The organism is Pontibacter sp. 13R65, from assembly GCF_047525655.1.
In the GTDB taxonomy this organism is placed as follows: Bacteria; Bacteroidota; Bacteroidia; order Cytophagales; family Hymenobacteraceae; genus Pontibacter.
In genome coordinates, this window is sequence record NZ_JBLIQL010000005.1 from 211,691 (window position 1) to 232,287 (window position 20,597).

Consider the following 20,597-nt stretch of genomic DNA (forward strand, 5'->3'; position numbering starts at 1 on the left):
TTTTTATGATATTAGCCTATAAGCTCAGCTTTATCAAATAGGTTGATTTCTATAAACTGGCCGGCTTCGTTGGCTATAAAGCTAAGTACCTGCGTTGGATCAGGCATCAGGTGCTCTTTCCGGATGCTCCAGGGCTTCAGCATTTCCTCGAACATGTGCGCGTAGCTGCTCATCTCCCAAGGGTTAAACACTTCGTTTGTTACATCATCTATCAGCGTATCCAGTACTAAGTGTTCATCTCCGGGTTTTACAGGGCGCTCAAAATATTCCGGCACCACATTAAAAATGTAAGCAGCATAAAATACTCTGGCTTTAAACTCCGCCAGTTGCACCGGGTGCAATTTTTTACCTTGAGTAAGCTGGTAAAACCTGCCAAGTGCTTTCCTAATGATGCCGTTATCTAAAAGGGTGCAGACAAGTGCAACTGACCCTAATTTTATGCTAAAGGCCATAGTAGTTAGCTCATCCTGATACTCAAAAGGCAGTTCGTCTTCAGTAGGGCTTACCTCTACCAAAAAGAGGGAGCAGGGAATAAAATCAGAAAATACCATAGGAACCCGCAGCGACTGGAACACCTGGTAAAAAGACCTGAACTTGCCGAGCATTTTTGGGTTCTCACTCACCGCGTATTCCGGCCTGATGAGCGGATCTGCCTCTTTTATTAATTCGGTAACCAAGGTTCCATAGTACATTTTTCCTATCCACTGAAACAGCTTTTGTTCCTCCAGCGCCTGCAAGCCGGCAAGGCCATTTTTAGCAGCCTGCTCCACCTCCTCTTCCAGTGGTATAATATGGTGCACATGGCAGTGGTCGCAGCATGGAATAGTTAGGTCTCCAAAGGTAGTTACGCTTTTATCGAGCAGGAGCAGTTCCTTATGTTGCAGCCCGTATTGCTGCTGCAGCCAGCTGGCAAAAATAGGAGTCCGTTGCTCTTTTGTGATCGTGGTGCCGCACAAGAAACAGTTCTCGTCACTGAACTGCATTTTCTCAAAAGGGTCGTATAATCGTAAATCGTTCATTTCATAAAGTAAAATGCAAAGATACGAAAGCAGCCTTTCAGGAAGATGTAAAACATGAAATTGTTCGTGCTAAGGCTTCCTCCAATCTGTAATACAACCAATTCTGCTAATGAAAATGCCCTTCTGGAGTCATTTTGGAGATATTAGATGCTAGAGTATAGAGGCTAGATCAATCCTGATATGATTATTTCCTTGTGCCAAAATTTTGTTCAGAGGCATGCAGGAGCTGTGCACGCTGGGAGATCTTCGCGTAATCCTCAATTAACCATTTAACCATTAAGCCATATAACAATTAACTACCAACAATCAGCAACCAATTCCAGATTCTGCTAATGAAAATAGCCTTCCAGAGTCTTTTTCGAGTATTGGCGGTATAGGGTCTTCGCGGCAGGATAAGAAGTTGCAGTTAAAAGCTGAGTTCAATTGCCGCTTTTAAGGTAAGGCAGGCAAAGGGAACAGGTGGGGAAAGAATAAACATAACGGCAAGCCGATAAGCCGGGTTCTGTCGCTCCACCCGAGGGTGTGCGTCTTATCATTTATCTAGGCTTGCACTCACGCACAGGCTCCATCGACCTACCCACTGACATCGGACGAGCAGCCCTTAGCCTTGCCGAAGCAAGGCGCTGCCAGCCTATTTGGTCTTTCAACTCCTAAGGTTTACCCAGCTGGAACGGTCACCCGCCCACTGGTGCGCTCTTACCGCACCTTTTCACCCTTACCTTTTTTGCAAAAGGCGGTTATTTTCTGTGGCACTGGCTGTATCCCGATTTCTCAGGACCCTTCCCGTTAGGAAGTAGGATGCTCTGCGTTGCCCGGACTTTCCTCTCCTCCTTTACGAAGCAGCGATAAGATGGCTTGCCGTTGTGTTTATGCTGCAAAGATAGTTTTAAATCTTAAGACTAATGTGTTTAATTAGGTTCTTAAAAAGCAAAGGCTTCTGATGAATTACCAGAAGCCTTGTGATTAGGGGTTGAATATACCCAGTTTTGGTCTGCCTACCGCAATCTAACGAGTGTGGCGCCGTACCCGAATTTTTCTTTGCGGGCATCTTCAAAATATTTTATGCCACTGGTGCGGCTCAGTATTTTTTGAATTTCTTTGCGAAGCACCCCGCTTCCGGAGCCATGAATAAAAATTATTTCGTGCATGTTAGAGGCCATGGCTCTATCCAGGGCATCCTGGAAGTGCTCCAGCTGTAGCTTCAGCATGGCGCTGTTGCTCATTCCTCTGGCATCCTCCGTAAGCTTTTCGATGTGCAGGTCTACCTCATGTTCCGGTGCTTTTAACTTGAAACTCTCGTTTTGAGAAAGCTTTTCGGTTAGCTGCCCCTGAATCTGGCCGGCATCTACCGGCACCGGTTTGGAATCCAGTTGGTATACATAACCCTCTTTTTTAAGCAGAGGCGCCATTTTTTTGCTTTTGTAAAAAGAAGCCGCTTTAAACTGAAGGCGCTTCATTACTGGCTCAAACAAGCTGGGGCCACCTGTGCGGTGCTGCAAAAACTGAATAATTAAAACAGGCCACTGCTCAAAATCCTTGAGGTGGTAATGGCCAATTACACGTGTTGCTTTAGGAGCCACTTTGTCGTTGTGCAGGCCGCGGTATTTCTCATTTCGTTCCTCGCCGCTTGTAAACAACACGTCGTAATCGGTGTTGTTGATGATGGTGGCAGCCAGCAGCTCGTCGGACTGGTGCACCATGGCCAGGTAAATACCATGCGCTGCCAGCACAGGTGCCGGCGCTTCTTTTTTAGCGACAGGTTTAGGGGTGTCGTTGCGTAAAAAGGTGCTTTCTTCTGCTGCAATTACCACAATTTCGCGACGTGCCACGGGTATGGTAAAGTCATTGTCTATGGCAACTTCTACTATATTATTATCTAAAATCCGGGTTATAATGCCTTCTTCTCTGCCAGACATTAACCGGACACGGTCTCCTACGTTCATCTTGCTTCTGTTTTATGTGCCTACAAAGGTACGAGGTTTTTAAGAAAGTGTAGCGGTGGGGAAAAGGCTGCTATTTTAGTTAAGGCTGAAATCGGCCGGTGCCTTTTTTACAGGACCCTATAGCATTTTATTTGCAGCTACCGGAAAAAGGTTACCTATAACTCCAGCTGCGCACGAATCGGTAATAACAGATAATTTACTTGGCATGCTAAAAATAAACCGGATGCAACTTAATCCCATTTCGGCTGCTGAACTCCAGGGTAGGTGCCGGTATTTTTACCATGTTCAGGATAAAGATGGCTGTGTTGAGCACTTTATTCTGACCTTTAAAGTGCTGCAGGTTCAGGTCAGGGCTGAGGTAAAATTGCCGGTATGCCGAAAATCCCAGCTTATGATTGGTGGGGGCATGGTTATAAACCATTTCTTCCGCGCCATAACCTACTGCTATATTCAGCCATCGAGGGTATTTCGTTTCTTTTGGTAGAAAAGCTCCTACATCCACCGAGAGCCAATAAGTTTGCCCATTATAATCTTTCAGAGCCTGTTCCGCTAGGTTGCTGCCTAACACATTAGGGCGCATGGCTGCATAAGGCGTGGTTCTGAAGGAGTATTTGGGCATGATGCGGATTTCGCGCCAGGCCAGTTCCTGGGCCACAACAGCTGCAGAACCAACTGTGTTAGCTGCAAGATCTCCTAATGAGGCACCATAATCAGACTGAAAACCGTCGAAAATCTCGATTGGAGTTTGCAGCACTACACCGAGCAGGCCTCCGTACACAATGGCTTTCTTATCTGGCAGGCCTGCCCAACGCATCAGGTCTATGCCTGCCCGGCTCTGGTGAAAGGCACTCCAAAAGTGGCCGGCTTTATCCATTTGTTTCCATTCGTGGTTGTCGTTGAAGAAATGGAAACTCGTGCGCTCCTGGTCTTTATACCAGGCGTGGTGCAGCGTGTACAGCATGCCGGTATAGCCAACTCCGAAACCTGCGCCTAAAGCCCAAAGCCTTTTTTTGTTTACAGTGCTGGAATCGGTATCTGAAGAAAAGGGAGCTGAAGCACTTACCGGTTGGAAGGTGGCCAAAAGCAGCAGGAAAGAGAGCAGGTATTTTGCCATCGCCCAAAGGTAAGTAACCTGAACAAATAGCGCTAGCGCTCGCTACTCAAATTTGTAAATCCGGCATGGCTTCAAAGAAGTTTCTAATCTGATTTTAATGTACTTTTAATGTTGGCGGCTAATTTTGCGCAAACTTGCTGCTTTATAAAGTCTTATGAGATTTTGCTTCTTCTTTTTGCTTTTACTTTTTCCATTCATCGTAAAAGCCCAACACCATGCTCCTGCAGATTCTGCTACACATAAAAGTAAACCTCTGAAACTGGAGCATGCGGAGCCGCTTTATATCGACCTTATCAGAGATCTTGGCGCGCACAAGGGGGAGAAGGAGTGGAACATTGGAGCAGGCATGACCGATAACCTAAACTATGACAGTTATAAGTTTCTGGTAGAGTATGAGTGGGCCCCCATCGACAGGTTAGGGCTTGAGGTGGAAGTGCCTGTTACGGTGTATACCCGCAACAACCGCGACAGAAGACCTGATATTTTCAGGCCATCGGATAGGGTAGAGTCTTTAAAGCTCGCTTCTCAGTACACTTTTCTGGTGAACGCAAAGCTGCAGACCTCGATGGCGCTTGGCCAGATAACGGAGTTTGAACTTGCAGACCTGGACCGGATCGGAAAAGAAGATCTTTTCAGTGGGCTCCTGTTTAATCCTTTTCTGGTAGTAGCCAAGCGTTGGGGCGGTCATTTTCATTCGTTAATTTACACCGGTCCCCGATTACGCAGGCATTTTGGCCATAGCGGCATTGCCACCGACTACGAGGTTAATACAAGCTTGCACTACATGATACCAGGCAGCAGGAATTTTGTAGGAGTAGAGTTTAATAAAGATTTTATGGAAGATCAGTTCAAAATGGTTATCCGGCCTCAAATGCGGCTGGTTATACATGAGTCGCTGATGCTGGGTATTGTTACAGGAATCCCAATCTCCAGAACGAGCGAACGCCTGAGTTCCTTTGTTCGCCTTATTTACGAACCAGGCAGCAGAAAAAGCCACCACAGCCATTAATTGAATAGCTGTGGCTTCTTACACTCTAGGTTGTGTAAAAAGCTTGCTTATCCGGTGGTAAAGGACTCAATGGACTTCTTAAAAGCACTGATGGCCCTGTCTCGGGCTTTGGAATGATCCAACATGGGGGCGGGGTAGGCAGTTGTCTGGAACTCGGGAACCCATCGTTTAATGTACGCATATTCCTTGTCAAACTTTTTAACCTGGTTATCCGGATTAAAAATACGGAAGTAGGGTTGCGCATCTGCGCCGGTTCCTGCTGCCCATTGCCAGTTGCCCACGTTGCTGGATTGCTCATAATCGAGTAGCTTGGAGGCAAAATAAGCTTCGCCCCAGCGCCAGTCCACCAGCAGATCTTTCACCAGAAAACTGGCTAGGACCATGCGAACTCTGTTGTGCATAAAACCAGTTTGGTTCAGCTCGCGCATACCGGCATCTACCAATGGGAAACCGGTGGTGCCGGTGCACCATTTTTCAAACTCTTCTTCGTTGTTGCGCCAGGCTATGTTGCGAAACTTTGGGTGAAAACTCTCTTCTACGGACTCTGGAAAGTGGTAGAGGAGCTGCATAAAAAACTCTCTCCAGATAAGCTCCTGCAGCCATACCGGATTGTGCTCCCGTGCCATATTTACAGCCTGCCGAATACTAAACGTTCCAAACCGAAGGAGAACGCTCAAGCGGCTGGTGGCATCTAAGGCTGGCAGATTGCGGGTGTTGTGGTAAGCCTGCAATGTTTCGACCGATACTTCCTGCATCGGCACTTCTATGTTCGATTTTTCGAAACCAAGCTCTTGTATGGTGGGGAAATGGGTAGTGGCATGGGGCTGCAATTGCGATAGCAACGTGTGGCTTGGCAAGGAGGCAGCCTGTGCTGAATCAAAATGCTTCAGCCAGGAATTTTTGTATGGGGTGTATACCTTATAGGGGCTGCCGCTCTGGGTTAGAATCTCTTCTTTTTCAAAAATCACCTGGTCCTTAAACGTGTGAAACCTCACTTGCTTTTTCTGCAGCAACCGACCTATGTGACTGTCGCGGTGGCGGGCATAAGGCTCGTAGTCGTGGTTTGTATATACTGCCTCCACCTGGTACTCTTCGAGTAGCTGCGCCAACACATCTTCTGGTTTGCCATGCTTTACAAGAAGGGTGCTGCCTTGCTTTTCGAGTTGCCGGTGCAGGTCCTGAAGCGTTTGGTGAATAAACGAAACTCGCGCATCCCGCCGGTCTTCAAGGTTGTGGAGGATTCCAGTATCGAAAATGAATAGAGGAAGTACCGCCGAGCCAGTCTTGAGCGCGTGGTAAAATCCGGTGTTATCGTGTAATCGTAGGTCACGTCGGAACCAGAATAAAATCATGAACAAATAAAGTTTTAAATATTATCTAAAGCCAGAGCTACCTCATTTTAGCCCTTCAACCCAAAGTAAGAATAACTACTCCGGAAGGCCTAATTCATTAGCAGAATTCGGATTGGTTGCTGAATGTTAGTAGTTGATTGACAAAGGGCTATATCGTTGGCTGAGGGTTATCAGTAAGGCTACGCAGTGTGTAAGGTTCTGGACAAAACAGAAACTCCTGGAAGTACATTCTACCAGAAAAATCTAACATCTATAGTCTAACACCTAAAATCATTAAAAAGGCTCCGGAAGGGCATTTTCATTAGCGGAATTTAACTTACTTTTAAATTTCCTATTCCGCCGTTTACGTGCAGTACCTGGCCAGTCATCCAGCTGGAAGAATCGGAGAGGAGAAAGGTGGCGGCAGCTGCCATATCCTGCGGTTGCCCCACCCGGCCCAATGGATGCCGTTTGGCTGCGGCTTCTGTTTTCTCAGGAGTGCTAAGCAGGTTTTGGGCAAGCGGTGTGTTGGTAAGAGAAGGCGCAATGGCATTGAACCGAATCTGGCTTGCCGCATACTCGGCGGCCAGCGACAAAGTTAAACCCTCTAAGGCGGCTTTGGCAGTGGCAATGGACGCATGAAAAGGCATGCCTGTAGCAGCAGCTACTGTGCTGAAAACCACGACGCTTGCGCCTCCTGCTCTTTTAAGAAAAGGCATTGCCGCTTGTAGTACCTGCACCGTTCCCAGTACATGCAGTTCCAGTTCCTGTCTGAAATCCTCTGGTTTTAGTCGCTCAAAAGGCTTCAGTTTAATGCTTCCGGGGCAGTAGAGCAGGCCATGCAACACGGCAGGTATACTTTTTGTAAAATCAGCATCAAAATGAAGAACGTCGAGCGGCAGGTGGGGGAGACCTAGTGCCATGGCGGCCTCTGATTGTTTTCTGGATGCTGTGATAACATTTGCACCTTGCTGTTGTAGCTGCTCTCCTGTTTTAAGGCCTATTCCGGAGGTGCCGCCAATTATTAATATGTTCTTGTCTTTAAAAGTCATCATTAAGAGTGCTTAGGCTGTAACTACTTTATTGTTGTGCCGCAGAAGCAGCTTAATGTATACCCAGACTAATAACCAGCAGCCTTTCCGATTGTTATCAAACATAGGAAATAACTTTTAGCACCAAATGTCTTGAAGGACTTCTTGTAGAAAGCTGGAGCTATGCATTTGGGTTGTTAAATGCGTCTATAAAGTTAGATCCATGAACATATACTGCCAGAAGGTCATCCGTAATGGGTGCCATTTTGATTTTTCTCTTTATTTCCTTCTCTTTGTAATGGTTGTACAGAGCAGGATAATTTGCTTTCTCCGATTCAACTGCTTAAACACAAACCGAACTACCTACATCATGTACATCTCCATCAGTTCTTTCGAAATAGCCAACGACATGGCTTTTGAAGTAAAAGAAGCCTACCGGAACAGGCCTCACCTCGTAGACAGTGCAAAAGGCTTTATAAAACTGCAGGTGCTGAGCCCCCATGAAAACCCTAATGAGATCTGGCTGATGACTTTCTGGACCGATGAGGAGAGTTTTCAGGTTTGGTACAAAAGCCATATGTTCCACGACGTGCACAACAGCATACCTGAAGGACTTAAATTAGTGCCAGGAAGTGTGAAAATTCGTGGTTTCGAGCACGTAGCAGAGTAAAAATTAAAAATAAACTATAGGAAGAGAGCGCAGTTCTGAAAGGAACAGCGCTTTTTTATTTTGAGGAATTTTGTATCTTGATTGGGAGAAATGCCGCCATGAGCGATACTAGAATTAAGTTCATGACCAGACCATTTTAAACAATATAGCATGAAGAGAATCAAAACTTTCCCCTACCTCTTACTCCAGGTTATCTCTCTTTTTTTTCTTATCATGCTGCTGCCGACTGCCTGTAAAGAAACAGAGAACAATAAAGCTCCAAGTATTGCTGGCTATTATAAAATCGAATCATTGTATGCGGATAGGCAAGTAGATTTAAATAATGATGGAAACGTCTCCACAGATGTAATGGAGGAGGTCAGCCGAAATAGATTTAATCGTCAATATAATTTTGATTCTCCTTCAGCTTACATGGAAATAAGGCCTACGAAACACAATCATACTACTCATCAATATCTGTATGTTCCTTTTCCGGATCCACGCCTCACTTTTGAATATACCGATTCACCTAATGGAGCAGTAACTTACCTTAGAAACGAACTGAATGGTATTGGTTATAAGTATAGTTATGATGAAAAGAATAAACTTATCTATATAGACCGCACCGACGTGGAGGAGAAGAATGAGGAGTTTTGGGGCCAGCTGGTAGATATGAAGGTAATTGAAAAGGACAGACTTGAGCTATTGGTTAGTAAGAACTATTATGATTTCGTGACCGCAAGCTGGATAAGGTTGCAGCTGACAGCCATTTATGTAAGAGTAGAAGATTGAAGATTGTTTTGTAGTATAGTAGCAGCAGTCATAAAATAAATATATCCTGCCTTATAGTTCTTTGCGCAGCTGCCAGAGAAAGATGCTCAGTCAGGATGATGAGGATAAGTGTCAGAGTGCCTGTAGGCAACCCTGTGCAAAAGGACTGCACCGGTGGATGACTTGCCGCGGCTCTTCCATTTTACTTTTATTGAGTAATTATAGTGCCATGCAAACAGTTGATTAATTACGGGGCCGATCATAATAATAGTGATCATTATGAAGGATCAGTTCAAATTAGTCTTCCACTTAGCACTGCTGATTTTAGGTTGTGAGAAAGACAAATTAAGTAAAACCTTGTTTATGCAAACTGTACATAAAGTTAATGTTTGCATAAACAAGGTCCCTTATCAATTCGGCGGAACCGTACAAACTTGGCTAGATACCAAGGATGCTTTGTTGTTGCCTCAGAAATATTACTTACACCCCTTTGTACATTTAAAAAGTTTTCCTCTCCATTTCTTGTATATTTTACATAAAAATTCTGGTCTTGTTCAACAGCCTTGCTAACAACCCTTTTAAACTCAAAAAAAGTAATGATTGTGTTTCCGTTTGTATAGTTGCCAAGTTGTTCTAAATCTGTTTCAGCTACTTCAACCAAATCCTCTTGCCAAGGAGTTAGATGAAGAGAAGTAGGAATGAATAGATGATTTGTTACACCCCCTTCAGTTCTTAAGTTACTAAACATAGAAAAAGAATACTGTGTTTTCAAGCCAAAATACGGGCTCAACCCATTAAATATAAGGAGTATCGGAACTATCCATAAAACACTACTCCGTATTCTGAAGAAGTTTGAATCATGCGTATCATCATTATATTGAGTGAACGCAACGGTTATATACATAATGATTACTATCATTCCCCATACATACCACGCGGTGAAAGGAAAATACCTGAGGGGATGGTCGTATTTTGCTAATCCGAGAATGACAAGTACAATAAGGAAGCCTATGGCACCTAGTGGTACAAACACTTTAAGAATTGCAGACTTGCCATTTAACAGACCCGTAAGAACCGTGTAGAGTTTTTCAGTGAAATCAGGTGGAGTGAAAAGGAAATAAAGAGAATAAAGCATAACAACGAAGCTAAACATTCCTTCGTTCGGGTCTAGAGATAAAAGAAAGTGGAATGCTAATCCTAAAAGAATCCCCAAAACTCTGGTTTTTCTAAAGAACAACAACAACAGTATGCCAGCTTCACAAACTAATGATCCATAAACAGAAGCTTGTTGAATAAATTGATTGTCAGGTATGAAAGAGAAGCCGCTATTTCTAAATACATCTAAATACCAAGTAGCACAGCTAACCGCAGGATTAAGATAATCCCAATTTAATTTATGTAATACAGCGAAGAAGTAAAGAATCAGTAAACACCATCGAGCCACCGGCGCAAAAGTATTAAAAAGTTTCTCTCTATCAATTTTTTTGATACCTGCAGTAAAACTGCCTTCCTTCACATAAGGAAAGATTGCCATTACAAAAGATAAAAATATTCCTGTATTTACTGCAAGGTCAAGAATGAAATGATTAGATGTGCTAGGTATTTTATTGAATATTAGAAATATTCTCAAACCTATCATTAAAATAAAAACAATAACATACTTAGGCTTTAGAACAAGAAGCAAGGCACATAAAGCTATTAAGAAGCCAATGGGCTTACTCAATTCTCCAGGATAGGCTAGAATATGAAACAAATTCGCTACAGCCCAAAGAAAAATAAACAATGACAGCCTATCTGGTTTTTTGATACTAATGCCCATGTTTTACATATAATTTTTATAATTATTGTTAAAATTATTATAATAAACAAATAAAATCATCAAAAATTTGTAAAACAAGTGAATTGTCCAGCTCGATTTATCATAATCACAAAGTACCATGACTTAGGGAGTTAGGAAAATTGCAGACAAGCAAATTGCCAAACGCCACTCTGCAGAAATGGATATGATGGTAAAGGGCCTACAGTGCTTATTGAAAGTAGGGAGGAAAATAGAAGATACGGTTTCTTATTTAATAAATTATTTAAGATTAAAGTAGGGAAAATATAATTACGCTCTATGAAAGTCGATAAAGGGTAATAAATATATGCAATGACATCTTCATGATAAGTCTGGCCAAGCACTAATTGTCTCTTCCAGCTGGTTTATAGTATGAAATAATTGACTATCTTTTACCTGCATTAATGAGCCGAGACTTACATAAGAGCCAAGCCATGATGTAAAAGTAAATAGCATATGAGCATAATAATTTCTGAAACAAAAGAAGTCAACCTACATGACATTGTTGCTTTATATCAAGCTAATAAATGGTCCTCGGCTGAAAAGCCGGATCTTTTGTATAAAGCGCTTCTAAATTCGCACTCACTTATCACAGCTTGGGACAGCAAAAGTTTAGTAGGGCTTGGTAATGCCATATCAGATGGCTTTTTGGTTGTCTATTATCCTCATCTTCTTGTTCATCCAGCATATCAAGGAAAAGGAATAGGCAAGTTGATTGTAAATAAATTGAAAGAGATATATGGGAACTTCCATATGCAAATGCTAACTGCAGACGGAAAAGCTGTCGAATTTTATATAAAACAAGGCTATGAACGAGCAGGGCATACTGAACCAATGTGGATTTACCATGGTCGTGAACACTGAATTTAAGCGTAAAGAAAATCGGTAGTAACCAAAGTTGAAAAATGATCAAACGTATCTCATCAACCCTAATTTTACTCCTAACATTTTCCTTAACAGTGGCAAATTCTCAATCTTTGACAATAAGTGGAATTGTAAAGAATAGTAAAACAGATGAGCCTATACCCTATGTAAACATTGGCATCAGAAAGAAAAATATTGGAACAGCAGCGGATTTAAGTGGCAGGTTTAGATTAACTATTAACGATGAAAACAGAAAGGATACCATCACCTTTTCTGGAGTAGGTTTTGAAGAGCTCTCCTTATCGATAGATGCCATTCTCTCAGACAGGCAGACAGAGTTTTTCCTAAATGAGAAAGCTACTTCACTTCAAGAAGTAGTTGTTACAAATAGAGCAAGAAAAATTAGAAAAGTTGGCACAATCTCCAGAAACCCGCTTGTTACTGGAACTGCTCAAACACGCAACTCAAATGATATATCGGAGCTGGCAAATCTAATAAAGCTAAATCAAACGCCCTCGGAGTTGCTTTCGGCAACGCTTTACCTGAAAAGTTTGAAAATAGACTCGGCCAGCTTCAGAATAAATTTTTTAGATAGTGTAGATGGAGAACCTGGAGATCGTATTGTAGAGAAGAGTATTATCAGACGCCTACCCTTAACAAGCGGTTGGGTAACGGTTGACCTTGAACAGTACAACATAGTTATAGAAAAAGACTTTTTTATCAGCTTTGAATACCTCCCAGACCCTAACTATAATGAGAAGTTCCTGTTTTATTATGGAGGAGCTTTAGGAGGTAACTACTATTCCCGGAATGTTAGCTTGGGCAACTGGAAGAAAGGGAATGGAGCAAGAATAGCGGCTTATGTGACCGTAAGGCAGTAGTTGCCAATATAATACCTAAGGCCTTTCTTCGGCTATGGCTTATCCTATTTGGTAGCAATTAACTTTCAAATAAGCTTACAGATATATTCTTCTTTTAAGTTTAACGGCTTGGTATTCATAAGAATAGTAAGAAGCCTGCAAGATGCTCTTTGAGTTTACAGCTTCCCAACATTTGTTGCTTTCGGCAGAGATTTTCTAGCCAACCCTGATTTTGCCAGGCGTATCGAAATAATTGTTGCCTTAAGTGAGGTTAACTTCACTACGCTTAGTACACCGGGTGCCGTAGGCTAAAGATTATGAAACAATATAATTCTCAGTTTCAGTAGCTAAGATAATAAGCTAACTAATTTTACCATCAGATTGCCTCAGGTACCGGAGCAAAGGTAATGGAACTATCAGAGAAGTGCAGAAGGGATAATACCTTATTGCTCGGGCTGCTCAATTCTAGGTGCTTTAAACCTTAGGTAGCTTCAAGCGTATGCTTAATTCCTTTAATCACATTAACTTCGCTCCAACTACATCTGCTCATGACCCATTTCTATAGACTTTAAATAAACATGAACATGATGCAATCAGCAAAACGTTACTTTTTACTGGGCCTTTGTATTATACTATTTGTTGGCAGCAGTTGTAGTAAAGAGGATGAAGCCTCTCCAGATAATGGCGAAGTAACCTGGGGCTCAGGTATTAAGATACCAGCAGACCTTCAGGGACGCCTTATCTATGATTGGGTAGACGAAGGTGTTCTGACAGTAGACACAAGAACAGGAGCTAAAAGTGTGCTCTTAAACGAAGAGGTGCGAGGCAATGGCTTTGACATAAGCCGGGATGGAAGAATACGCCTTACCTCCACTGATATTCGTGGCAACTACGATGCCAGCCAATACACCCTAAGCAATGTGGCTGATGGGAGCATTGTTAGCCAGTTTGAATTTTATCCGCCAAACGGAGGCTCAAAGTATAACTCTGGGCTGTTGTCGCCGGACAATAGCCTCATAGCCATCAAACCTACCTTTGAAGAAGGCATTATTATTTTAGATAAATCGGGAAAGGAAGTGGTGCATTTAACGGCTATCAACAATAATGCCTTTACCAGAAATGACAGAGTGGAGTGGCTGCCCGGGAATGGCATTGTGTTTACGAACGGCAAGTATATTCTAAAAGCAGTTCCTCCATATACCAATGCTACGCTGGTGAAAGAAATGAATTACCAGGATTGGGGAAATGTAAAAGTTAGCCAGGATGGTCAGAAAATATCGGTGCTGATAGACAAGCACATTTACCTGATGAACATAGACGGCAGTAACCTGACGCAGGTAACAACAAGTAAAACCCAGGAGCTGGAGGCCGTGTTTTCGCCGGATGGCAAGTACCTATTGGTGGGTTCCGACTTCAGGCGCACAGGTGTATTTGGAGCTGTACACAACCTTAAAATTATTCCTGCCGATGGCAAGCTTTATGATCTGGATGCGGAACAAATGGCCTCATCGAGTGCAATACCTGTTATTCCTAAAGGAGAAACAAAGATAGAAACCTCCGATGGTATAATGCTCTGGCGTTAAATTATAGTTTTATTCAAGTATAAAGCTGCCACGGAAGAAGTGCTTTCGTGGCAGCTGAGCTATTATGCAGGCCGGGCAATTGAGAACGTAAAGTAAACAGCTAAAGGAGTATGGCTTCTCAATACAAATTAATATGGTTACTTAGGTTTAGCTGGGATAAATAGCACTGATCACGCCTTCGTATTTTGACAAAATCACCTTTCGCTTGAGCTTAAGAGTAGGAGTAAGTTCACCGCCTTCAATAGTCCACTGGAACGGGAGTAGCTCAAAACGCTTTACCTGTTCCACCGGGTTAAATTGCTGATTGTACCACTGCACAGCTTCTGCAATCAGGGCTTGAACTTTTTTGTCTTTGATCACTTCTATATTGCCAGGGTACACTTCGCCTTGGTTGGTGTACCACTCCTGCAGCTTCTGAAAAGCAGGTACTATCAGGGCTCCTACATATTTTTGTAGCTCACCTACCACCATGATCTGCTCTATCCAGGGGCTTTCCACCATTCGGTTTTCAATAGGCTGAGGGGCCACGTATTTGCCGCCACTGGTTTTGAAGAGCTCTTTTTTGCGATCGGTAATTTTAAGGAATTTATTATCGATAAGAGTGCCAATGTCGCCGGTGTACAGCCAGCCCTCTTTTATAACTTCAGCCGTTAGTTCAGGACGTTTATAATAGCCGAGCATTACATTAGGGCCTTTGGCAAGAATTTCACCGTCCGGAGCAATGCGAACCTCTACATCCTGTAGCAGTGGTCCTACTGTGCCAAACATGCGGTTCTTTTCGGGATAACGGTTCCCGCTAATAATAGGGGAGGCTTCTGTTAATCCGTATCCTTCCTGAATAACAATCTGGGCGGCTGTGAAAATGCGCAGCAGGCGTACCTGGCAGGCAGCAGCACCGGTAATAATAGCCTTGACTTCACCGCCCAACGCTTCGCGCCATTTACTGAAGATGAGTTTATTGGCCAGTGCCAGTTGCAGCTTATAAGCGACACTATGATTAGTATTGATGTCAAACTTCTCAGCTAGCGAAAGTGCCCAGTAGAACAGCTTACGCTTGACTCCGGTTAGTTCAGCGCCTTTGGTGATTATGCTCTCGTACACTTTTTCGAGCAGTCGCGGTACGGTGGTGAACAGGGTGGGCTTTACTTCGCGCAGGTTCTCGGCAATCTTCTCCATGCTTTCGGCATAATAAACTGAGACCCCGCTGTAAAAGTAGCAGTAGGTGGCCATACGCTCAAAAGCATGGTTCAAAGGCAAAAAGCTCATAGCTCTTTTGCCTTGCACTCCGATCTCCTGTATAATCAGTGCACTGCCAAAAACGTTGCTAACGATATTCCGGTGCGAAAGCATAACCCCTTTTGGGGTGCCGGTAGTACCGGAAGTATAAAGTATGGTCGCTAAGTCATTTTCCTGCACAGCATTTTTCTGCTGTTCTACCTGTATTGCTTGCTCTGGAGTTAGGGGTAAGAGAAGTTCTTGCCAGTGTTGTGCCCCCTGCACCGGCCTAAACGCAAAAATTTGCTCCAGGCGCGGCAAAGCAGCATTTAACTGGTGTACTTTCTGATATAATTTTCCGTCTCCAACAAAAGCAACTTTTACAGAAGCATCTTGCAATACAAACTGCAGCTCGTTGTCGTTGATGGTAGGATAAATGGGCACCGGCACTACCCCAATTTGCTGCAGGGCCATATCTACCAGTAACCATTCAGGGCAGTTTTGGCTGATAATAGCGACTTTGTCTTTGCTCTCGGCTGTTCCGTCACCAGCAGAAACGCCCATTTTCAAAAAGGCTGCGCTGAGTTGGTTTACCAGGTCCGCTACCTGTTGGGTACTATATTTTTTCCATTGGCCGTTTTCTTTGGAGCAGAGCATATCGTCCAACGGAAACTTTTCTAGTTGGTAAGCAAGAAAATCAAATAATCGTTTTGGCTCTTTCATGACGCGGATTTAGCTGCCAAAGTGATAATACTAGCATATTAGCAATTGGTTACTAATAGGAGCAGGACAAGACAGAAGATATTACAGCTGCTACCCATAATTCTACTTCCTGGCGTTTTATACCGGTCGAAACTCACAAACAGTAATTTTTCCAAAAAACCGAAAACATTATAGGAAAGAATTCAGTTAATTACTAGTAATTATGCTGCATGCATACTATTTTTGAATTGAAGGGCTTTTTTTGGGACAGTGCTTTCAGGGAGCATGAAGGAAGGAATACCACTCCCTAAGCACGCCAAGATCCAAAACACCTCCGGAAGGCCTTTTTCATTAGAATAATCAGGAGATGAGAATTAGAGATCAATCGTCTTCATAATCCAGGCCCATCATTTTGTTGTAGGCCTGCTGCAGTTCCGAAAAAGCGTGGAGGTTTCCTTCCTGGCGGCTGATCTGCATTCCTTTTTTGTAAATGCGCTCTGCTGCGTCGTTTTGGCCAAACTCTTCGTATAGCTTGGCAGCGTGGTAGTAAGTACCTACGTAGTTCTCGTGCTCGGCCAGCAGCTTTTCATAGTATTCCATCGCCTTTTGCTTATCGATGTTACGATATTCAGTGGCGATTGCGTATAGTGTAAAAGCATCGTTCGGATCTTCCTGCAGGAAGACGAGGAGTTGTTCAAGTCGGGAGTCAGCCATAGTTCGTTTTTGCTATATTTAGTAACTTCACACAAATTTATAATTTATAAAGCTAACATTTCTAACCATGAAAATATTAGTTTGCATAAGCAACGTACCAGATACTACTTCTAAAATCAATTTCACGGGCGATGGCAAATCGTTTGACAAAAACGGTGTGCAGTTCGTGATAAACCCGTGGGATGAATATGCCCTTACCCGGGCCATAGAATTAAAAGAGGCTAAAGGTGGTACTGTTACCGTTTTGAATGTAGGAGAGGCCGACGCAGAGGCCAATATTCGCAAAGCCCTCGCCATTGGCGCCGACGATGCCATTCGAGTAAATGCATTCCCTAAAGATGCCCTGTTTGTAGCCCAACAAATTGCAGCGGTAGCCAAAGAAAACAACTACGACCTTATTCTAATGGGAAAAGAGTCTATTGATTTCAATGGGTCGCAGGTGCATGGTATGGTAGGGGAGTTGTTGGGTATACCTTCTATTTTCCCGGCTTTTAAGCTCGACCTGCTCGATGACGCTACAGCCCGATTGGAGCGTGAGATTGAAGGTGGCAAAGAAGTGCTGGAAGTAAAGCTACCCTTTGTAGCCAGCGCACAGCAACCTATGAGCGAGCCCCGTATCCCCAACATGCGTGGTATTATGACGGCCCGAACCAAGCCTCTGAAGGTGGTAGAGCCAATAGGCGGGGAGCCTAAAACTGAGTACACCAACTTCAGCAAGCCTGAAAAGAAAAGCGGAGTGCGTATGATCGATGCCGAAAACGCAGGGGAATTAATTTCATTATTAAGAAACGAAGCTAAAGTACTTTAATATGTCTGTATTAGTTTTAGTAGAAGGATTTAACGGCGAGGTAAAAAAATCATCGCTGGAAGCGGCTACTTACGGAAGTCAGGTAGCCAAAGCACTCGGAACAGATGCCATTGCGGTAGCCATTGGCGAAGTGCAGGAAGCAGCCCTTGCCGCACTGGGTGCTCAAGGAATCAGTAAAGTTTTATTTGATGATGACGTTCGTCTTCATAACTTCGTGGCCGAAGCTTATCTGAAGGTAATTGCCCAGGCCGCCTCACAAGAGAATGCCAAGGTCATTATCTTCTCCAACACCAACATTGGCGCGGCCCTTGGCTCGCGACTGGCGGTGAGGCTAAACGGTTCTTTGGCAACAAACGTAACAGAGTTACCGGTTATTTCCGGAGATTCGTTTACGGTAAAGCGAAGTGTGTTCTCCGGCAAGGCCTTTGCAGATGTTAACCTGACCGGAGACATTAAAATCGTAGCGGTCAAAAAGAACAGCATTGCCGTGAACAGCGACGCTGGCAGCAATGCCACCGTAGAAAAGTTTTCAGCAGGTTTATCGGATGCCGATTTTGCAGTGGCTCCAAAAGAAACCGTGATGCAGGAAACAGGCGGTGGAGTGTTATTGCCGGAAGCGGAAATTGTGGTTTCTGGTGGTCGTGGCCTTAAAGGGCCGGAAAACTGGCACCTGGTTGAGGACCTGGCAAAGGCATTGGGAGCAGCAACAGCATGTTCTAAACCGGTTTCGGACCTCGATTGGCGCCCGCACCACGAACATGTTGGGCAGACTGGTATTACTATTAGTCCAAATTTGTATATTGCCATCGGAATTTCCGGAGCCATTCAGCACCTGGCGGGGGTTAACTCTTCTAAAGTGATTGTCGTTATAAATAAGGATCCGGAAGCACCATTCTTTAAAGCGGCCGATTATGGTATAGTTGGAGATGCTTTTGAGATTATTCCTAAGTTAATTGAGGCGGCTAACGCCTTAGACAAATAGACAAAAAGCTTATTGTGAAAAAAATTCAGCTAGAGATACTTGGTCTCTCTTCCAGTCAGTCACAGACTGGGTCGTTTGCGTTAGTTCTTGGCGAGAGAGAAGGCAACAGAAGACTGCCGATTATTATTGGAATGTTCGAGGCGCAATCTATTGCTATCCAGATCGAGAAGATTAACCCGAATCGCCCGCTCACGCACGACCTTTTTAAGAGTTTTGCCGAGCAACTGAGTGTGAGCATTACAGAGGTGCTTATATCAGACCTGAAAGAAGGGGTGTTTTATTCTAAAATATTGTGCTCGGATGGCATCAAGGAATTTGAACTGGATGCGCGTCCTTCAGATGCCATTGCCATTGGCTTGCGGTTCGGCGTTCCGATTTACACCGTAGAAAGTGTGCTGTCGGAGGCTGGCATTATTCTGAGCGACCTCGAAGATGAAGACGAAGAGGCAGAAGAATTGACGGTTAAAAACTCCCCGGCTTCAGGCTCTACGTCTAAAGAATCGCTGAGCCAGACCTCGGTAGATGAGCTGAATAAATTGCTGAACGATGCTCTTGAAAAAGAAGATTACGAGCGTGCTGCCAAAATTCGCGATGAGCTGAATAAACGCAATTAATGTAACAACAACAATCATATAGGAAACTCCTGCCTCACAAGGGCAGGAGTTTTTGGTTTATAAAAATATCTGCTTTACTTTTGAGAAATTTCTCTCAAGCATGTCTGATATTTTAAGAGGGCTCATTGGCTTAATCGCTATTTTGGCCATAGCTTTCCTTTTTTCAAAAAATAGAAAATTTATAAGTTGGAGGTTGGTCGGGTTCGGAGTTTTTCTTCAGCTCTTTTTCGGTATCATTGTTACTAAAGTTCCTTTTGTTGCAAGCATTTTTGCCTTCATTAGCCGCAGGTTTGTAACGTTCCTCGATTTTTCGCAGGCGGGTGCCCAGTTCTTGTTCGGGAACCTGGCTGATCCTTCTCAGAATGCTGGTTTAGGATTTATTTTTGCCTTCTCTGTACTTCCTACTATCATTTTCTTTTCTTCTGTTTCTGCCGGTTTATACTACCTGGGCGTGTTGCAGAAAATCGTGTATGGCATTGCATGGGTCATGTCGAAGGGAATGCGGATGTCCGGCGCTGAGAGCTTATCTGCTGCCGGCAATATCTTTCTGGGGCAAACAGAGGCCCCTTTGTTGGTGCGCCCGTTTATAGGCCGTATGACGCGCTCCGAACTTATGTGCCTCATGACCGGTGGTATGGCTACGCTGGCAGGGGGTGTGCTGGCTGCCTATGTATCTTTTTTGGGCGGCACTGATCCAGCTGAGAAAGCTATTTTTGCGGCGCACCTGCTAACTGCCTCACTTATGAATGCGCCAGCCGGTATAGTGCTTGCTAAAATTCTGGTGCCAGAAACTGAGCCCGAAAAAATCAATACCCATCTGGAAGTGAATGAGGAGCAGCTAGGCGTGAACCTGATTGATGCGCTCTCCCGCGGAGCTGCTGACGGACTTAAACTGGCTGCCAACGTAGGAGGGATGCTGCTTGCTTTTATTGCCGTTATTGCCATGGTTAATTACCTGCTTACGAACGTCATCGGGAGTTGGTCTGGTCTGAACGAGCTAGTAATTTCCAGCACGGGCGGTCAGTTCAACGGATTTTCGCTTCAATACATACTGGGGCAGATTTTTCGAGTATTTGCTTTCCTGATGGGAGTGCCTTGGGCAGAGTCGCTGCAGGTAGGTAGTTTGCTGGGGCAAAAAACTGCTATCAACGAATTTGTAGCTTACCTTGATCTGGCCCAGATGAAAGAGGCGAACTCACTTTCTACCAAATCGATTGTGATGGCTACCTATGCGCTATGCGGGTTTTCTAATTTCAGCTCTATTGCCATACAAGTTGGGGGTATTGGCAGCATGGCACCCAATCAACAGGGTAACTTATCTAAGTTAGGGTTTATAGCCTTGCTTGGAGCCTCTCTTGCCTGTATGATGACGGCCACCATTGCTGGTATGTTATACGATTTGTAGGGCTACTGCCTGGTAAGTAGAAGCAAAGCCTTGTGGAACTACAGCAGGCAACGAGTAATTATTCTAATGAAATCGGCCTTCCAGAGCATTTTAGCATTGATTTTGCACTAGGGATGATACTATAGAACGAGAGCGGCGCTTCACAA

Annotated in this window: 18 protein-coding genes and 1 other RNA gene; 10 read left to right on the plus strand and 9 right to left on the minus strand. The window is 44.0% G+C overall.

Translation table 11 applies throughout. The annotated features are described in order from the left end of the window. Positions 1–11 precede the first annotated feature (11 nt). The 4 genes from ACMA1I_RS08615 to ACMA1I_RS08630 all read right to left on the minus strand — a co-directional run bounded on the left by ACMA1I_RS08615 (position 12) and on the right by ACMA1I_RS08630 (position 4,076). The gene (locus tag ACMA1I_RS08615; protein WP_337067904.1) at positions 12–1,019 is read right to left on the minus strand and encodes a hypothetical protein; all 1,008 of its coding nucleotides are present in this window, start codon (positions 1,017–1,019) and stop codon (positions 12–14) included. 475 nt (positions 1,020–1,494) lie between these two features. After that, an RNA gene (gene rnpB, locus ACMA1I_RS08620) (RNase P RNA component class A) lies at positions 1,495–1,881 on the minus strand. A gap of 133 nt (positions 1,882–2,014) precedes the next feature. Further along, complete coding sequence (locus ACMA1I_RS08625) at positions 2,015–2,962, minus strand: DUF2027 domain-containing protein (RefSeq protein WP_337067905.1); 948 nt, start codon at positions 2,960–2,962, stop codon at positions 2,015–2,017. 208 nt (positions 2,963–3,170) lie between these two features. Then, on the minus strand, positions 3,171–4,076 hold the full coding sequence (locus tag ACMA1I_RS08630) for a DUF2279 domain-containing protein (RefSeq protein ID WP_337067906.1): 906 nt from the start codon (positions 4,074–4,076) through the stop codon (positions 3,171–3,173). Positions 4,077–4,230: 154 nt separating this feature from the next. Between ACMA1I_RS08630 and ACMA1I_RS08635 the strand changes: the two genes are divergently transcribed. Beyond that, the gene (locus ACMA1I_RS08635; protein ID WP_337067907.1) at positions 4,231–5,085 is read left to right on the plus strand and encodes an HAEPLYID family protein; all 855 of its coding nucleotides are present in this window, start codon (positions 4,231–4,233) and stop codon (positions 5,083–5,085) included. 47 nt (positions 5,086–5,132) lie between these two features. Here ACMA1I_RS08635 and ACMA1I_RS08640 read toward each other — a convergent pair whose 3' ends face one another. Both ACMA1I_RS08640 and ACMA1I_RS08645 read right to left on the minus strand, forming a co-directional pair. Then, a complete protein-coding gene (locus tag ACMA1I_RS08640; RefSeq protein WP_337067908.1) occupies positions 5,133–6,437 on the minus strand; it encodes a deoxyribodipyrimidine photo-lyase in 1,305 nt (434 codons plus the stop codon). A gap of 311 nt (positions 6,438–6,748) precedes the next feature. Next, positions 6,749–7,471: an SDR family oxidoreductase gene (locus ACMA1I_RS08645; RefSeq protein WP_337067909.1), complete on the minus strand. Its 723-nt coding sequence runs from the start codon at positions 7,469–7,471 to the stop codon at positions 6,749–6,751. A 346-nt stretch (positions 7,472–7,817) separates the two neighbouring features. On the opposite strand from ACMA1I_RS08645, the gene ACMA1I_RS08650 reads away from it, so the two are divergent. Together ACMA1I_RS08650 and ACMA1I_RS08655 are read left to right on the plus strand one after the other, a co-directional pair. Continuing rightward, positions 7,818–8,117 (plus strand): antibiotic biosynthesis monooxygenase, encoded by a 300-nt coding sequence (locus tag ACMA1I_RS08650; RefSeq protein WP_337067910.1) that lies wholly within the window; start codon positions 7,818–7,820, stop codon positions 8,115–8,117. 150 nt (positions 8,118–8,267) lie between these two features. Beyond that, positions 8,268–8,888 carry a hypothetical protein gene (locus tag ACMA1I_RS08655; protein ID WP_337067911.1) on the plus strand — a complete coding sequence of 207 codons (621 nt, stop codon included), beginning with the start codon at positions 8,268–8,270 and terminating at the stop codon, positions 8,886–8,888. A 361-nt stretch (positions 8,889–9,249) separates the two neighbouring features. Here ACMA1I_RS08655 and ACMA1I_RS08660 read toward each other — a convergent pair whose 3' ends face one another. Next, on the minus strand, positions 9,250–10,686 hold the full coding sequence (locus ACMA1I_RS08660) for an HTTM domain-containing protein (RefSeq protein WP_337067912.1): 1,437 nt from the start codon (positions 10,684–10,686) through the stop codon (positions 9,250–9,252). A gap of 474 nt (positions 10,687–11,160) precedes the next feature. Between ACMA1I_RS08660 and ACMA1I_RS08665 the strand changes: the two genes are divergently transcribed. The 3 genes from ACMA1I_RS08665 to ACMA1I_RS08675 all read left to right on the plus strand — a co-directional run bounded on the left by ACMA1I_RS08665 (position 11,161) and on the right by ACMA1I_RS08675 (position 14,011). Continuing rightward, positions 11,161–11,568, plus strand: coding sequence for a GNAT family N-acetyltransferase (locus tag ACMA1I_RS08665; protein WP_337067913.1), 408 nt, complete (start codon positions 11,161–11,163; stop codon positions 11,566–11,568). A gap of 41 nt (positions 11,569–11,609) precedes the next feature. After that, on the plus strand, positions 11,610–12,449 hold the full coding sequence (locus tag ACMA1I_RS08670; protein ID WP_337067914.1) for a carboxypeptidase-like regulatory domain-containing protein: 840 nt from the start codon (positions 11,610–11,612) through the stop codon (positions 12,447–12,449). A gap of 563 nt (positions 12,450–13,012) precedes the next feature. Further along, positions 13,013–14,011, plus strand: coding sequence for a hypothetical protein (locus tag ACMA1I_RS08675; protein ID WP_337067915.1), 999 nt, complete (start codon positions 13,013–13,015; stop codon positions 14,009–14,011). Positions 14,012–14,158: 147 nt separating this feature from the next. Here the strand turns inward: ACMA1I_RS08675 and ACMA1I_RS08680 are convergent, their stop codons facing one another. Both ACMA1I_RS08680 and ACMA1I_RS08685 read right to left on the minus strand, forming a co-directional pair. Then, the gene (locus ACMA1I_RS08680) at positions 14,159–15,949 is read right to left on the minus strand and encodes a long-chain fatty acid--CoA ligase (protein ID WP_337067916.1); all 1,791 of its coding nucleotides are present in this window, start codon (positions 15,947–15,949) and stop codon (positions 14,159–14,161) included. A gap of 360 nt (positions 15,950–16,309) precedes the next feature. Continuing rightward, complete coding sequence (locus ACMA1I_RS08685; RefSeq protein WP_337067917.1) at positions 16,310–16,642, minus strand: tetratricopeptide repeat protein; 333 nt, start codon at positions 16,640–16,642, stop codon at positions 16,310–16,312. Between the two features lie 67 nt (positions 16,643–16,709). Here ACMA1I_RS08685 and ACMA1I_RS08690 point away from each other — a divergent pair, with 67 nt between their 5' ends. From ACMA1I_RS08690 to ACMA1I_RS08705, 4 genes are all read left to right on the plus strand, one after another. Further along, positions 16,710–17,450 (plus strand): electron transfer flavoprotein subunit beta/FixA family protein, encoded by a 741-nt coding sequence (locus ACMA1I_RS08690; protein WP_337067918.1) that lies wholly within the window; start codon positions 16,710–16,712, stop codon positions 17,448–17,450. A 1-nt stretch (position 17,451) separates the two neighbouring features. Continuing rightward, on the plus strand, positions 17,452–18,432 hold the full coding sequence (locus tag ACMA1I_RS08695) for an electron transfer flavoprotein subunit alpha/FixB family protein (protein ID WP_337067919.1): 981 nt from the start codon (positions 17,452–17,454) through the stop codon (positions 18,430–18,432). A gap of 14 nt (positions 18,433–18,446) precedes the next feature. Further along, positions 18,447–19,046: a bifunctional nuclease family protein gene (locus tag ACMA1I_RS08700; protein WP_337067920.1), complete on the plus strand. Its 600-nt coding sequence runs from the start codon at positions 18,447–18,449 to the stop codon at positions 19,044–19,046. 100 nt (positions 19,047–19,146) lie between these two features. After that, the gene (locus ACMA1I_RS08705; RefSeq protein WP_337067921.1) at positions 19,147–20,451 is read left to right on the plus strand and encodes a NupC/NupG family nucleoside CNT transporter; all 1,305 of its coding nucleotides are present in this window, start codon (positions 19,147–19,149) and stop codon (positions 20,449–20,451) included. The last annotated feature ends 146 nt before the right edge of the window (positions 20,452–20,597 follow it).

Coding starts and splice junctions, on each gene's coding strand:
- ACMA1I_RS08615 (WP_337067904.1), bottom strand. CDS start 1,019: ATGAACGATTTACGATTATACGACCCTTTTGAGAAAATGCAGTTCAGT.
- ACMA1I_RS08625 (WP_337067905.1), bottom strand. CDS start 2,962: ATGAACGTAGGAGACCGTGTCCGGTTAATGTCTGGCAGAGAAGAAGGC.
- ACMA1I_RS08630 (WP_337067906.1), bottom strand. CDS start 4,076: ATGGCAAAATACCTGCTCTCTTTCCTGCTGCTTTTGGCCACCTTCCAA.
- ACMA1I_RS08635 (WP_337067907.1), top strand. CDS start 4,231: ATGAGATTTTGCTTCTTCTTTTTGCTTTTACTTTTTCCATTCATCGTA.
- ACMA1I_RS08640 (WP_337067908.1), bottom strand. CDS start 6,437: ATGATTTTATTCTGGTTCCGACGTGACCTACGATTACACGATAACACC.
- ACMA1I_RS08645 (WP_337067909.1), bottom strand. CDS start 7,471: ATGATGACTTTTAAAGACAAGAACATATTAATAATTGGCGGCACCTCC.
- ACMA1I_RS08650 (WP_337067910.1), top strand. CDS start 7,818: ATGTACATCTCCATCAGTTCTTTCGAAATAGCCAACGACATGGCTTTT.
- ACMA1I_RS08655 (WP_337067911.1), top strand. CDS start 8,268: ATGAAGAGAATCAAAACTTTCCCCTACCTCTTACTCCAGGTTATCTCT.
- ACMA1I_RS08660 (WP_337067912.1), bottom strand. CDS start 10,686: ATGGGCATTAGTATCAAAAAACCAGATAGGCTGTCATTGTTTATTTTT.
- ACMA1I_RS08665 (WP_337067913.1), top strand. CDS start 11,161: ATGAGCATAATAATTTCTGAAACAAAAGAAGTCAACCTACATGACATT.
- ACMA1I_RS08670 (WP_337067914.1), top strand. CDS start 11,610: ATGATCAAACGTATCTCATCAACCCTAATTTTACTCCTAACATTTTCC.
- ACMA1I_RS08675 (WP_337067915.1), top strand. CDS start 13,013: ATGATGCAATCAGCAAAACGTTACTTTTTACTGGGCCTTTGTATTATA.
- ACMA1I_RS08680 (WP_337067916.1), bottom strand. CDS start 15,949: ATGAAAGAGCCAAAACGATTATTTGATTTTCTTGCTTACCAACTAGAA.
- ACMA1I_RS08685 (WP_337067917.1), bottom strand. CDS start 16,642: ATGGCTGACTCCCGACTTGAACAACTCCTCGTCTTCCTGCAGGAAGAT.
- ACMA1I_RS08690 (WP_337067918.1), top strand. CDS start 16,710: ATGAAAATATTAGTTTGCATAAGCAACGTACCAGATACTACTTCTAAA.
- ACMA1I_RS08695 (WP_337067919.1), top strand. CDS start 17,452: ATGTCTGTATTAGTTTTAGTAGAAGGATTTAACGGCGAGGTAAAAAAA.
- ACMA1I_RS08705 (WP_337067921.1), top strand. CDS start 19,147: ATGTCTGATATTTTAAGAGGGCTCATTGGCTTAATCGCTATTTTGGCC.